The 14,933-nt window shown below is 67.3% G+C and carries 6 protein-coding genes and 1 pseudogene; 3 read left to right on the top strand and 4 right to left on the bottom strand.

Annotated features, from left to right (window positions below; translation table 11 throughout):
• Window positions 1-87, top strand: a pseudogene (locus ABLE91_RS28600) (IS3 family transposase); the annotation flags it as partial.
• On the opposite strand, the gene ABLE91_RS28595 reads toward ABLE91_RS28600, so the two are convergent.
• The 3 genes from ABLE91_RS28595 to ABLE91_RS28585 all read right to left on the bottom strand — a co-directional run bounded on the left by ABLE91_RS28595 (window position 79) and on the right by ABLE91_RS28585 (window position 3,009).
• Window positions 79-348 carry a hypothetical protein gene (locus tag ABLE91_RS28595; protein WP_348935959.1) on the bottom strand — a complete coding sequence of 90 codons (270 nt, stop codon included), beginning with the start codon at window positions 346-348 and terminating at the stop codon, window positions 79-81. The pseudogene ABLE91_RS28600 and the gene ABLE91_RS28595 sit on opposite strands and share 9 nt — an antisense overlap.
• 682 nt (window positions 349-1,030) lie before the next feature.
• Window positions 1,031-2,350: a sensor histidine kinase gene (locus tag ABLE91_RS28590; RefSeq protein WP_348935958.1), complete on the bottom strand. Its 1,320-nt coding sequence runs from the start codon at window positions 2,348-2,350 to the stop codon at window positions 1,031-1,033.
• Window positions 2,347-3,009, bottom strand: a complete 663-nt coding sequence (locus tag ABLE91_RS28585; RefSeq protein ID WP_348935956.1) for a response regulator — start codon at window positions 3,007-3,009, stop codon at window positions 2,347-2,349. Before ABLE91_RS28585 ends, ABLE91_RS28590 begins: the two co-directional genes overlap by 4 nt.
• A gap of 362 nt (window positions 3,010-3,371) precedes the next feature.
• Here ABLE91_RS28585 and ABLE91_RS28580 point away from each other — a divergent pair, with 362 nt between their 5' ends.
• On the top strand, window positions 3,372-11,138 hold the full coding sequence (locus ABLE91_RS28580; RefSeq protein ID WP_348935955.1) for an MBG domain-containing protein: 7,767 nt from the start codon (window positions 3,372-3,374) through the stop codon (window positions 11,136-11,138).
• Window positions 11,139-11,188: 50 nt separating this feature from the next.
• A complete protein-coding gene (locus ABLE91_RS28575; protein ID WP_348935954.1) occupies window positions 11,189-13,006 on the top strand; it encodes a ShlB/FhaC/HecB family hemolysin secretion/activation protein in 1,818 nt (605 codons plus the stop codon).
• A 247-nt stretch (window positions 13,007-13,253) separates the two neighbouring features.
• Here the strand turns inward: ABLE91_RS28575 and ABLE91_RS28570 are convergent.
• The coding region (locus ABLE91_RS28570) for an ATP-binding cassette domain-containing protein (protein ID WP_348935953.1) at window positions 13,254-14,933 on the bottom strand (1,680 nt) is incomplete at its 5' end.

Below are 14,933 nucleotides of genomic sequence, written 5' to 3'. Positions count from 1 at the left end.
GAGCGCTTCTACAATCGCCGACGCAGGCACTCGACGCTAGGCTATCTGAGCCCGATCGAGTTCGAGGAGCGAGCTAAATTAGCTTAACCTGGTGTCCACAAAACCGGCGGCAGGCCAAAGCGCATCGCTGTTGCCTATGTCGCAAGCCCACTCTAAGCCGCGACCAACGGCGCGGCCTTGCGCATCGATGGCGGCATCACGCCCACTATCGTCCAGGAGGAAGTGCACCGTGGCAGAGCCCAGACGTTTCACTCCCGTCCCGGGCGGATCAAGCTTTAGCGCACCGCGCATGTGCCAGACAGCCCCGGTGCTCGCTACATAAATCAGCGCAAGTGTGACGTCGATCATCGCGCTCCGTCGAGAGTGGAAAACTCGCGGGCGTCAGATCGCGGTGAGGCTACTGAGCGCCCCCACCCCCGTGCTCATCCGCCCATTCAATGCCTGCCTGCGTTTCAGTGATAGCCTCTTGGATGAGGCTCATCGCCTTGACGCGGTGTCCCCCCTTGTTCGATGCGGCTTCGCGCAGGGAGCTCAGAGCCTCGTACAAGGACGAAAGCGCACGCTCCATATTTCCTTGGTAGGCTTCCGCAGAAGTTGCCCCCGTCACTACGAGCCCGGCAGCCGTTGCCGCTCCAGTCGCTAGGGCCGCCAACTGGCGGCGAGTTAATCCACTGCTCGGCAATTTCGATCTCCAACCTGATTGCACTGACAAGCGTTTAGCCAAGTTCGTGCATGAGCTTTGAGCCACCCGCGATTTCCTTCGCAACTCCTTCAGCAGGCTGTCTGTGCGCACGCCTGTTACAGAAGGGCCAAGGGGCTGGCTACACCAGATGGTGGCCTCACCTGACACAAGATAGAGCAACGCCACCGACACGGATGTCGGGCGCGACCTTACAGACGAGCACGCGCGGGGTGCGGAAGAGGCCATCAAGATCAAGCCGCCGCGCCGGCCGCCGCCGGCGATCGATTACCCTCGGACCGTTTCACAAGTGCTTCCCGCAAGGCCTGGGATTCCGCCTTTGGGAGCGGATTACGCTTTGAACTCCACGCGGAAAATCGAACCCCGGAGCTGTCCTGGGCGGTAACCGACCTCAGCCCGCATGGCGCCCGCCAGTGTGCGGACGATGTAGAGCCCGAGGCCATATCCCCGAGGCCCGTTGAGAGGGCGAGATGCGCCGCGGCGAAACTTGCCGAACAGCTGGCTTCGCACATTCGCAGGGATGCCAATCCCCTCGTCGGCGACTTCGATGAACGGACACGCCGACCGGCCAACGGAAAGCCGAACCGTCGAACCCGCCGGCGAGAACCGGAGCGCGTTCGAGATCAGGTTATCCAGAATCTGATCGAGAGCACCAGGATCAATCACCGCTTGAACCGCATATGGCGGCTGATCGACGGCGAGCTTGATGCCATAGCCTGTGGCCATGACCTCCATCCTGTGCACCGCATCCACGAGCGTTCCGTGCAGATCTCGGCGCTCGAGCGCGGCTGTGTGTCCTTCAACCTCATGTGCCTCAAGAAGCCTGCCGACAAGCACGAGCATGGCGGCGACACTCCGATGCGCCTCGCGGAACAGGTCGCCCAGGCCATCCGGTGAAGACGGAGGGCGTGTCGCTGCGAGGCCGAGCAGGTTTCCGAGCCCGAACAAGGGGCTCCGCAGATCGTGCGCGGCGATCGCCATCAGTTCGTTGAGTTCGGCGTTGCGCGCGGCGAGCCTGTGGTTGGTGTCGACAAGCGCCTCGTTCTGCTGGGCGATGCGCGCTCTCTGCTGGCAGTCGACCTGCTGCAAGCGGTCGAGCGCATAGCGCCCGAAGATACCCGCGAGGACGGCAAGGCCGGTATTGAAGAACGCGACCACCTTCTCGAAGAAGATCACATCAAGACAAAAAAAGACCCAGACATTGAACAGGACGAACGTGCCGAGTCCGATCATCGCGTAGCGGCGCGGTGAAATGAGGAAGAAGGCGGCGCCGGCCAGGTAGACCATGGCGTAGCCGCTGGTGATGCGCCCGCCCGATGCGATGAAGTAGCCCGCGGCCTGAGAGCAGACCAGTGCATACAGAACGAAAGCTTCGGGCAGATAGGGCGGCGTCGGGACTTCCTGTCTCTGCCCCCGCCGCGCCACCACGACGAAGGCGATGGCGCCGCAAATGGCGCCAATGGCGAGGATGCTAAGCCCCGGGCTGTTGCGGAAGTGGCTGAAGATGCCTTCCACTGCCGCATCAAAGACCATGGCGATAGCTGCCAGCTGGACGCGCCGCAAGTTCAGTCTCAACACGCGGTCCGGCCGGCCGGCCTCGTCCCCACGCAAGGGGTCGAGCAAGTGCCAGAAACCCTCGGACGCGCTCATGCCGGGTCCCGTCCCATAACGTGATCGCGCGCGAGGATTTCCAGATCTCGAAAGCGGTCCAGCCGGAGCTTGACCTTGATCCGCTCGTAATAGGTGCCGATGGTCTTGGCCGAGATGCCCAGTTCCCGGGCGATCTCCCGGCTGGAATGTCCTTCTCCGATCATCCGGAGCACCTGCATCTCGCGATTGGAGAGCTGGTCGATGCTTGTCCGTTCCAGCTCCGCGGCATCGGTTGCAAACGCCTCCATCAGCCGCTGCCGGACGGCATCACTGACAAAGGTGCCGCCGGCCGCTATGACATCGAGGGCATGGGCGACGATCGGAAGCCCCTCGGACTTTGCCACATAGCCTTTTGCGCCGGCCTTGACGCTCCGCCGCGCGAAGCTCCACTCGTTCTGGCTGGAATAGACGAGGATGCGTGCGGACGGCGCCAGGGCCAGGAGATCCTGAAGAAGCTCGATGCCGTCGCGGCCGCCGAGCACGAGATCCAGAATGATGTAGTCCGGCTGAAGCGCCTCCGCTTGCGCCCGGGCCGAGGCGCTGTCGACTGCTTCACCGCAGATGACGAAAGACGGCTTCTTCTCCAACAAGAAGCGCAGCCCGTAGAGCACCACCGGGTGGTCGTCGACGATGAGGAGGCGACGGGATGTTTCGGTCAATGATGAACGCCCGAAAATGAAAAATGCCCCGACGAGAGTCGTCGCTGATGACAGCTATCGATGACAGTATGTGTTCGGCGCGTTCCGTAAAAGCCGGTTCCACTCGTGCAGGGCGCCTTGGCCGCCGCCTTCCCCTTCGGAGTCTTCAGAACGCGACTTTGTAGGTTGGTGCCTGACATCCGGGGCACCGGATTTTTTGCTATCGTCCCCGCGGTGCGATTTGCTTTGGCAGCCATCGCGGCGTATCGCTGAAGGACAGGCATTTTAGCATCCTTATTCAGTTCATATGATTTGCCGCGGGCAAGTGCGGTGAGTGGGGGATTGATATGAAGCGGCGGCGGTCGCTGGGCGCTCAGCGCCTAATGGCAAGCACGGCCCTTGTGCTCATCGGCGGCTCGGCAGTATGGGCGCAGCAGCTCCCCACGGGCGGCGCCGTCGCAGCAGGGGCCGCCGCCATCTCCCAGCCCGCCCCGGGGCGCATGGTGATCGACCAGAGCTCGGCCAAGGCCATCCTCTCCTGGCAGGGCTTCTCCATCGGCCAGAGCGGCACGGTGGTCTTTAACAACGGCTCCGGCACCACCCTCAACCGCGTCACCGGCAATGTGCCCTCGCGCATCGACGGGACGCTAACCGCCAGCGGCTCGGTCTATCTCGTCAATCCCGCGGGCATCGCCGTGGGCACCACCGGCCAGGTCGCCACCGGCGGCAGCTTCATCGCCTCCACCCACGACATCACGGACAGAAACTTCCTCAACGGCGGGGACCTCACCTTCTCCGGCACGTCCACCGCGACCATCGTCAATGCGGGGAAGATCGGATCCCTGGGCGGGGACGTGGCCTTGATCGCCCGCAAGGTGGAGAGCACCGGCACCCTCACCGCGCCGAACGGCACGGTGGGCCTCGCGGCAGGCTATGAGGTGCTGGTGAAAGACGGCCAGCAGGACGGCGGCAAGTTCGCGGTGAAGGTGGGCGGCGCGGACACCGAGGCGCGGGCCTCGGGCACGATCCGCGCGGCGTCGGCCGAGCTTCGGGCCAATGGCGGCAACGTATATGCGCTGGCGGGCAACACCCGGGGCGTGATCGCCGCCACCGGCGTCGCCAACAAGGGCGGCCGCATCTATCTGACCGCCGGCAGCGGCAATGTGGAGACCGGCGGCACCATCGCCGCCACCCGCACCGCCCGCAACGGGGCGACGGCGGGCGGCGACATCCGGGTCTCGGGCCGGAACGTGAAAGTCACGGGGACGCTGGCGGCCAAAGGCACGGGGACGGCGGCCAACGGCGTCGCCGGCGGCACGGTGGTGGTAGAGGGCGAGAGCGTGGCCCTCGCCTCCACCGCCCTGGTGGATGTGAGCGGGGCGAGCGGCGGCACGGCGCTGATCGGCGGCGACTGGCAGGGCGGCGCGGCCCCTGCGACGAAGCGACTGGCCGAGACGGTCGCGACCGCGCGCACCACCACGGTGGAGGCCGGGGCGCGGCTCCTGGCCGACGGCACGGACAGCGACGGCGGGGCGGTGGTGGTGTGGGCGGACGGGCCCACGACCTTCTCCGGCGCCATCTCCGCCCGCGGCAGCGGGGCGGGCAATGGCGGCACGGCCGAGGTGTCGGGCAAACGCGTCCTCGCTTTCAACGGCACGGCGGACCTGCGGGCGCAGAACGGACGGACCGGCGACCTGCTGCTCGATCCCTACAACCTCACCATCTCGAACGGGTCGGACAGCAACGTCTCCGGCACCGCGGCCAACGGCGACGACAGCGTGCTCAACGTCACGACGCTGATGGGTCTGCTCGCGACCGCCAATGTCACCGTCTCCACCGGCACCGGCGGCAGCCAGGCGGGCGACATCACGGTGGCCGCGCCCATCACCTGGTCGAGCGGCAGCACGCTGAGGCTCCAGGCAGCAGGGGACATCCTCATCAACGCCGACATCACCGCGCCAGGCGCCAGCGCTTGGCTCATGCTCGAGTACGGGGCCGGCAAAGGCTATTACCTCAATGGCAGCACGATCACGCTGACGGGCGCGAACGCACAACTCTTCATCGGCACCGCGGATGCGCTCCAGCCCTATGTGCTGATCCAGTCCATGGCGCAGCTGGAGGCCGTCAACAGCGACCTCACGAACGCCTACGCCCTCGCGCAAGACCTGGATGCGAGCGGCGTCACATACACGAACGCGCTGATCGGCTCGTCTGCATCGCCATTCACAGGCACCTTCGCCGGCCTCGGACATACCATCTCGAACCTCACCATCTCTGCACCTTCCACGAATTATGTGGGCCTGTTCGGCCAGACAGGCGCCAGCGCCATTATCCGGGACGTCGGCCTGGTGGGCGGGTCGGTCAGCGGTCGCGGTGGCGTTGGCAGCCTTGTGGGATTCAACTCCGGCGGCAGCATCACGAACGTCTACGCGACAGGCGCCGTCACGGCCGACGGCGCTGTCGGCGGCCTCGTGGGATACAACACCGGCAGCATCACGAACGTCTACGCGACCGGCGCGGTCACGAGCGGCGGCGACCAAGTCGGTGGCCTCGTGGGATTGAACTCCTCCGGTGGCAGCATCGCGAATGCCTATGCGACCGGCACCGTCACGGGCTCCACCCAAGTCGGCGGCCTCGTGGGGGACCTCGACAGCGGCAGCATCACGAATGCCTACGCGACCGGTGCCGTCACGGGCGACGAGGCCATCGGCGGCCTCGTGGGAGAAAACGGCGGCACCATTACGAACGCCTATGCAACCGGCGCCGTCGCGGCGAACGACAGCGATGCCGGCGGCCTCGTGGGAATAAACGGCGGCAGCATCACGAACGTCTATGCGACCGGCGCCGTCACGGGCGCCGTCGGCGGCCTCGCGGGAAGCAACCTATCCGGGGCCAGCATCACCAACGGTTACTGGGACCAGGGCACGACTGGGCAGACAAGCGGCATCGGCTATGGGCCCGGCAGTGCCTCCAATATCTCCGGCTTCGACACCGCCGACGCCTTCACCCAAGCCACCTATGGCAGCTTCGACTTCGCGAATACATGGTTCATGATCGAGGGCTCCACCCGCCCCTTCCTGCGCTCGGAATGGTCCAGCACCATCGTCAACGCACACCAGCTCCAGCTGATGGCGATGAACCTGTCCGCCTCCTACACCCTCGGGGCCAATATCGACCTCTCGGTGGTGACAGGCGGCGGCAACACCGCTCAGATGTGGCATACGGCCACCGGCTTCTCCCCCGTGGGGAACGCCACCACGCCCTTCTCGGGCACGTTCGACGGCGCGGGCCATACTGTATCCACTCTCTTTATCAACCTGCCCAGCACGGACTTTGTCGGTCTATTCGGGTACGCGAACGCCGCTGCCATACGTGACATCGGCCTTCTGGGCATAAGTGACATCGGTTGGCAGGGTGGCGCCGTGAACGGCCAAGGCACCGTCGGCAGCCTCGTGGGATACAACCAAGGCGGCAGCATCACGAATGCCTATACGACCGCTGCCGTCACAGGCAGCGGCGATTATGTCGGCGGCCTTGTGGGATGGAACGACGGCGGCAGCATCACGAATGCCCGTGCGACCGGTGCCGTCACCGGCAGCAGCGATTATGTCGGTGGCCTCGTGGGGCGCAACCAGGGCGGCAGCATCATAAATGCCTACGCGACCGGCGCCATCGTGGGAAGCGGCGACAATACCGGCGGTCTCGCGGGATATAATGATGCTGGCGGCAGCATCATGAACGCCTATGCGACCGGCACCGTCGCGGGCGACGGTGCCGCCGGCGGGCTCGTGGGATACAACTCCGGCAGCATCACGAGCGCCTACGCGACCGGTGCCATCACCGGCAACGATACAACCGGCGGCCTCGTGGGATGGAACGACGTCGGCGGCAGCATCACGAACGCCTACGCGACCAGCGCCGTCACGAGCGGCGGTTATGTCGGAGGCCTGGTGGGCCTCAACTCCGGCAGCATCACGAAGGCTTATGCGACCGGCTTCATGGGGAACGGCGTAAGCGGGGACATCGGCGCCCTCGTGGGATACAACGACTCCGGCAGCATTTCCGCCAGCTATTGGAACACCGACACCGCCGGCATCCCGTATGGCGTCGGCAGAGAGAGAGTTCCCGATCCCTCCATCGGGCTGGAAGGCCTGACGACGGCCCAGTTCCAGGACACGGCCGGCTTCTTGGCCAGGGCGTCCGCCGCGGGGTGGGATTTCGCCACCACCTGGGCGCCGCCCAGCTCCGGCCATTATCCCGAGCTCTATGCCCTGACCCCTGTGGTCTGGGTCAACACGGTCAATTCCCAATCGACCTATGGCGACACCACCGCCACGGTCACGGCCGCCACGGTGGGCGGCGGCGGTCCGGCCTCCTATGTATTCGGCCCGTCCGGCGACAGCCTCTCCCCTGGCATCGTCGGCAGCGCGGTCGCGGTTGATCCCACTACCAGCGCGGGCACCCACGACCTCTCCCTGGCGGCACAGAACACGAATGCCACCAGCCAAGGGGGCGTCGCGTATCGCGTCTTCTCTTATGGCGAAAACAATCTGACGGTGGACAAGGCCGCGCTCACCGTCGCCGCCGACAACGCCACCAAGACCTATGGCCAGACGCCGACGCTGACCGGCTTCACCCCGACCGGCCTGCAGAATGGCGAGACGATCGGCTCCGTCACCCTGACCAGCGCCGGATCGGCGGCCACCGCCTCGGTCGGCGGCGGCCCCTATGCCATCGTCGCCAGCGCCGCCACCGGCGGCACCTTCGATCCCAGCAACTACACCATCACCTATGTGGACGGCAGCCTGACGGTGACCCCGGCCGCGCTCACGGTGACGGCCAGCGACGCAACCAAGACTTACGGCCAGACGGCGACGCTGACGGGCTTCAACCCATCCGGCTTACAGAATGGCGAGACCATCGGCTCCGTCACCCTGACGAGCGTTGGTCAGGCGGCCACAGCCTCGGTGGCGGGCGGCCCCTATGCCATCATGGCTAGCGCCGCCACCGGCGGCACGTTCGATCCCAACAACTACACCGTCACCTATGTGGACGGCAGCCTGACGGTGAATCCAGCCGCGCTCACGGTGACGGCCAGCGACGCCACCAAGACTTACGGCCAGACGGTGACGCTGACGGGCTTCAACCCATCCGGCTTACAGAATAGCGAGACCATCGGCTCCGTCACCCTAACGAGCGCCGGTCAGGCGGCCACCGCCTCGGTGGGCAGCGGCCCCTATGCCATCAGCGCCAGCGCCGCCACCGGCGGCACGTTCGATCCCGGCAACTACGCCATCACCTATGTGAACGGCTCACTGACGGTGAGCCCGGCCGCGCTCACCATCACCGCCGACAATGCCACCAAGACCTACGGCGATACGGCGGCACTGACCGGATTCGCCACGTCCGGGCTGCAGAACGGCGAGACCATCGGCTCTGTCACGCTCGCCAGCGCCGGGGCGGCCGCCACCGCCTCGGTCGCTGGCGGCCCCTACGCCGTCATCGCTTCCGCCGCCACAGGCGGTACGTTTGACGCTGGCAACTATGCCATCACCTATGTGGACGGCACGCTGACGGTGAACCCGGCCGCGCTCACCATCACCGCCGACAATGCCACCAAGACCTACGGCGCGACGCCGACACTGACCGGCTTCACCTCCTCCGGCCTGCAGAACGACGAGACGATCGGCTCCGTCACACTCGCCAGCGCCGGGGCCGCGGCCACCGCCTCGGTTGCCGGCGGCCCCTATGCCATCATCGCCAGCGTCGCCGCCGGCGGCACATTCGATGCCGGCAACTACGCCACCACCTATGTGGACGGCATGCTGACGGTGAACCCGGCCGCGCTCACCGTCACCGCCGACAATGCCAGCAAGACCTATGGCGCGGCGCCGACGCTGACCGGCTTCACTGCCTCCGGCCTGCAGAATGGCGAGACCGTCGGTTCCGTTACGCTCACCAGCGCCGGGACGGCGGCCACCGCCTCGGTCGCAGGCGGCCCCTATGCCATCGTCGGCAGCGCCGCCACCGGTGGCACGTTCGATGCCGGCAACTACGCCATCACCTATGTAAACGGTACGCTGACCGTGAACCCGGCCGCGCTCACCATCACCGCCGACAATGCCAGCAAGACCTATGGCCAGACGCCGACGCTGACCGGCTTCACCGCCTCCGGCCTCCAGACCGGCGAGACCATCGGTTCCGTCACGCTCACCAGCGTCGGGACCGCGGCCACCGCCTCGGTCGCCGGCGGCCCCTATGCCATCATCGCCAGCGCCGCCACCGGCGGTACGTTCGATGCCGGCAACTATGCCATCACCTACGTGAACGGCGCCCTCACCGTCACTCCGCGCCCCGTCACCGTGACCGCGAACGCGGCGAGCCGCGTCTATGGTGACGCCAATCCTGGCTTCGCCTATGTCCTCACGTCGGGCAACCTCGTGAACGGGGATACGCTGGCGGGCGCCCTCGCCACCAGCGCCACCACGGGCTCCGGCGTCGGCAGCTATGCCATCACCCAGGGCACCCTCACCGACGCCCTTAACCCCAATTATGCCATCTCCTATGTGGGCGCGAACCTCACAGTCACCCAGCGCCCCATCACCGTGACGGCAGATGGGGTGACCCGCCTCTATGGCGATCCCAACCCGCCACTCACCTATGTCCTCACGTCCGGCAATCTGGTGAACGGCGACAGACTGTCCGGCGCCCTCGCCACCGGCGCCACCCTCGCCTCCGACGTCGGCGGCTACGCCATCACCCAGGGCACCCTGACCGCCAGCGGCAATTATGCGCTCACCTATGCGGGCGCGGATCTCACCGTCCTGCCCGCGACGCTGGTCCTCCTTGCCAGCCCCTCGGCATCGCACGTCACATATGGCGCGGGGCTACCGGGTTTCAGCTATCTGGCCATGGGCTGGAAGAACGGCCAAAGCACGCAGGACAACCTCTCCGGCGTGAGCTTCGCCACCACCGCAGGCGCCGAGCCGGGTGTCGGCGGCTACACGGTCGCAGCGCAGGGCGGCACGCTGAGCGGCGCTGCGGCGGGCAACTATGTCATCAGTTCCGCGCCCGCGGCCCGGTTCGAGGTCATTCCGGCACCGCTGGTCATCACCGCGACGGCGCCGGCCTCGGTGATGTATGGCGAGGGCCTGCCGGCCTTCGGCCTCACCGCCACCGGCTGGGTCTATGGGCAGAGCACGGCGGAGAACCTCGGGGCGGTGAGCTTCACCACCATGGCCGGCACCCAGCCGGGTGTCGGCACCTATGAGGTGATCGCCTCCGGCGGCTTGCCGACGGGCGCCGCCGCCGGCAACTATGCCGTCAGCTATGCGCCGATCGCCTCCCTCCAGGTAGTGCCCCGTCCGGTGACGGTGACCGCCGACCCCCAGGCCCGGATTTACGGCGACGCCAATCCGGCGCTCACCTACAGCGTCGGTGGCGCCGAGCTCGCTTATGGACAGAGCCTGACCCTTGCCACAGCGGCCGGGGCCACATCCGGTGTCGGATCCTACGGCATCATGCTGGCGGACAGCGCCGCCAACGCCAATTACGACATCACCTATAGCGGGGCCATGCTCCAGGTCACGCCCCGTCCCATCACGGTGGCGGCGGACAACGAGACCATGGTGGCGGGCAGCGCCGAGCCGCCGCTGACCTGGCAGCTCACCGCCGGCAGCCTGGTGAACGGAGATGAGATCACCGGCGCGCTGGCGCTGGCGCAAGGCGCTGCGCCGGGCACCTATGGGATCCTGCAAGGCTCGCTCGCCGCCACCGCGAACTATGCCCTCACCTATGATCCCGGCGTGCTCATCATCCTGCCCGCGCCGCCCGGGCCTCCGGGGCCCATACCCCCGACGCCCCCGACGCCCCCAGCGCCCGGACCGCTCGGCCCGCAGCCGCAGGCCCTCACCCCGCAGGAGATCATCCTGCTCACGGCCCTGACGCCGCCGAGCCGGTTCGTCCAGACCTCGGCTCCTGCGCCATATGTCTGGTCCGACCCGGCGCCGGGAAGCTCAGTGGCCGGGCAAGATGCAGATGCCACCCCTCGGACGGATTTCACCGGCTGCCGCGCCGGTGTCCTCTGCAGGGTGTCGCCCCACCGGGCGAACCTCACCTATGGCCGTTCGCTGAACTTCCGGGTGCATTGATGGGTATTTTGGCTCCCGGTCCCGGCAAGCTTCCTGCCTATGCCCGCGGGATGTTGCTTGGAGCCGCCACGGGTCTGTGCCTCATAGGTACCACCGCCTCGGCCTTTGCTCAGTCCCGTGGGGTGGTGGAGCGCAACCTGCCGCCCGCGGTATCTGGCGGGGACGGGCTCCAGTTGGGGGTGGTGCCGCCAGGCACGGTGGACGACACGCCGCTCGGCGTCAATCTTTCCGGCATCCGGCTGATCGGATTGTCGGGGAAGGTGGCGGCCCGTCCCACCCGCGGGATCACCTTTGTCGGGATTGAAGGGGTGCCGCCGGATCGCCTCCAGGCGGCGCTCACGCCCTTCCTCGGGCGACCGCTCTCGGGCCGCCTCATCGCCGATATCCAGACGGCTGTGGCGAAGGTCTATCGCGATTTTGGCCACCCCTTCGTCTCGGTCACCGCGCCGCCCCAGGACATCTCGGCCGGCGTGCTCCAGCTCCAGGTGGTCCCCTTCAAGCTCGGCGCCGTCTCCACCCGCGGTGCTGCGGGCGCTCCGGGCGCGCCGGAGGATGCCCCGCTGGCCGCCAAGGTGCGCGCCGAGTCCGGCGCGCTGATCGACGCCCCGCGCCTCTCCGAGGATCTGGACTGGCTGAACCGCTATCCCTATCGGCAGATCAACGGCGTGTTCGAGCCCGGCACCCGTCCCGGCGACAGCGACCTCACACTGGAAATCACGCGGCAAAAACCCTGGCAGGTGTTCGCCGGCTGGTCCAATACGGGCACGCAGGAGACCGACTACAACCGCTACTTCGTCGGATTCGGTGCGGGGATCGAGGCGCTGAACGACACCACGATCTCCTACCAGCTCACCGGCAGCAGCAACTTCTGGACCGCCCCTGCCAGCATCGACCTGACGGGATCCGCCTGGCCGTCCTATCTCAGCCATGCCGGACGGGTGGTGATCCCCACCTTCGATCGCCAATCCATCGAGATCACCCCGAGCTTCGTCGCCACCAGCCAGTTGAGCGTCGACAACATCCTGACCTTCCAGAACAGCACCTTCGAGCTGCCCATTCTCTACCGCTCGGCGGTGTCGAACCTTGCCCCCGCCCTCGCCGGCTGGGGCGACCTCTATGGTGGCGTTTCACCCAAATGGGTGGGGCGCGACACCTGGTTCAATGATGAAAAGGTGGCCACCGGCACGGCCGGGGTGTTCGACCTGATCTTCGGCTGGGCCAACCAGCTTCAGGTGGTGGGTAGCACCTCCATCGACGTGCGGCTCGTGGCCAATCCCGGCGGCGTGGTGGGCGGCAACGACAGCGACACCTGGCTGCTCTTCACCAACGGGCGGGTGACCGACGCGCAATATGCCTATGGCTATGGCACGCTGGATCAGTCGACCCCGCTCTCCGGCCTCCCTCTTCTCCAGGGCTTCACCCTGCGCAACACCCTTTATGCCCAGGTTGCCGGCCAGGCGCTGCCGGACACCGAGCAGCTGGCGCTGGGCGGCTATTATGCGGCGCGCGGCTACACGCTCTCCGACGGCAGCGTGGATGCGGGCTTCGTGTTGCGCAACGAGCTGCGGGGACCGACACTGCCGCTGCTCACCACGCCGGGCGCCGACAATCCGGCGGTGAAGGGAATGACGGACGCGGCCTCGCCCTACCTGTTCCTGGACGTGGCATACGGCCACAATTACGGGCTCAGTGGCACACTCGCCGTGTTCGATCCCAACACCACCTTGGTGGGCGCGGGTGTCGGGATCGACTATGCGCTCGCCAGCAATCTCCAGGCCGGCGTCGTGGCCGGCGTCGCACTCACCAACGGTCCCGTCACCGATGCCGGCGATGTCACCGTCCAAGGACGAGTCGTCGTCTCGTACTGAGGACACCGGGTATGCAGGGGCCGCCTCAATTCGTTTGTCGGGATTAGCCGAAGATGGAGGGAATTGAACCTTCGATCCTCGTCCCGACGACCACAAGACGCGTAGTCCTGGGATCGTCCGTCAATACCGCTGATTGCCGGGCCTTGCTCATACGTATTGCCTTCGCCACCGGCCGGATTCGGTCGATCGTGGCCCTTGAGGCGGGAAGGTCCACTTTTCGACTGCGGCGCAGTCAAATGGGGCGCACTCATCGGCCGGCGCCGACGAGCCGGAAGAAGTGTCCCTTCCGGTCCATCAGTTCGCTGAAGGTCCCGCTTTCCACGACACGCCCCGCATCCAGCACCAGGATGCGGTCGGCGCCGCGGATGGTGCTGATCCGGTGGGCGACGAGGATCCTCGTGGAGGGCATGGATCGCACCGAGGCCATGACGCGGGCCTGGGTGGTGTTGTCGAGTGCGCTCGTCGCCTCGTCCAGGACCAGGATGGGCGGCCGGGCGATCAGGGCGCTGGCGAGCGCCAGGCGCTGCACCTGCCCGCCCGACAGCAGGCGGGACGCATCCGGCAGCACTGTGTGCAGGCCGAGCGGCATCGCCGCGACGTCCTCGGCCATGGCGGCGGCGCCCAGTGCCCGCCAGACCTGCTCCGGGGTGGCGTCGGTCTCGCCGCGGACGATGTCGAGGATGGTCCCGGGCGGCAGCGCGCCGTCCTGCAGGACGACGCCGACCTGCCGGCGATAGGCCTCGGGATGGAGCGCGCGGATGTCGTGGCCATCCACATACACCGCCCCCTGGGTGGGCGCCTCGAGCCCGAGCAGCAAGCGCACCATGGTCGACTTGCCGCTGCCGGATGCGCCGACGATGGCGACCGTTTCGCCGGGAGCCGCCCGGAACGAAACATCGGCGAGGACGGCCGGCCCGCCGCCATAGGAGAAGCCCACGGACGAGAACTCGATGCGGCCTTCCAGGGGTCCCGGGTCGGACAGTGCCACCGCGGGCTCCGGCGCGGTGGCGAGGAGCGGCCTGGCATAGGCCCAGGCGGACCGCAGCAGCCAGACCGCAAGGCCGCCGCGCAACAGCTGGGAGAAGGCGGCGAGCATCACCGCGAACGAGGTCAGGATGGCGGCGACCGATGCGACGGAGATGCCGGGTGTCCCGTCCGCACCCGCGCCGAGGGCGTGGATGGTGGCGAGCAGGGCCGCGCCGGCCAGGGCGGGCCATGCCGCCAGCCAGGCCTCGTAGATGTTCATGACCCGGCGCGAGGCCACCTGCCGAGCGCGCATCGCCGCGAAGCGGTCGGCCCAGCGTCGGGCGGCGCGCGCCTCTGCGCCGGCGCTGCGCAGGACGGTGATTCCGTTGACGAACTCGGCCATCTGGCTGTCGGCCGTTCCTTCCAGGCGCTCGCTGTCGCGCAAGGCCCGCGCCTGGATCCAGCCCACCAGCATGCCGGCCGCGAGCAGCAGCGCCACCAAGGCAAGTGCGAGGCCGGCGAGCCGGGGATCGTGCCAGAACAGGAACGCGATGCTGGACAGCAGGACAGCGGCGGTGCCGATGCCCTGGAAGGCGAATTGGCGCGTGCCGGACACAGCGGCCTGAACGGCGGAGGCGCGCGCGCCGAGGTCGGAGCTGGCGTAGCCGCGCAGCGACGCCAGCGGCAGGCCGACGATCCAGTCCCACAGGCCTTGATGGAGCCGTCCATCGCCACGTGCGGCGATGCGCTGGAGCGCCGCTTCGCCCACCAGCTGCGCCAGGAAGCCGCCGAGACCGACCAGGAGGATGAGAAGGCCGACCTGGAGCACGCCGCCCTGCAGCGCCGCCGGCACCAGGACGCCGTACACGAAGCCGGTCGCCAGCGGCAGGATCTGGCCGATGGCGCTGCCGGCCAGCAGGGCGGCAAGAAACGGCAGGACGTCCCAGATGCCGGCGCCGAT

The sequence above is a fragment of the Aquabacter albus genome (genome assembly GCF_040049275.1).
GTDB lineage: Bacteria > Pseudomonadota > Alphaproteobacteria > Rhizobiales > Xanthobacteraceae > Aquabacter.
The sequence above is the reverse complement of the archived record's forward strand: the minus strand, read 5'-3'. Positions and strand labels throughout refer to the sequence as shown.

Coding starts and splice junctions, on each gene's coding strand:
- ABLE91_RS28580 (WP_348935955.1), top strand. CDS start 3,372: ATGGCAAGCACGGCCCTTGTGCTCATCGGCGGCTCGGCAGTATGGGCG.
- ABLE91_RS28595 (WP_348935959.1), bottom strand. CDS start 348: ATGATCGACGTCACACTTGCGCTGATTTATGTAGCGAGCACCGGGGCT.
- ABLE91_RS28575 (WP_348935954.1), top strand. CDS start 11,189: ATGTTGCTTGGAGCCGCCACGGGTCTGTGCCTCATAGGTACCACCGCC.
- ABLE91_RS28590 (WP_348935958.1), bottom strand. CDS start 2,350: ATGAGCGCGTCCGAGGGTTTCTGGCACTTGCTCGACCCCTTGCGTGGG.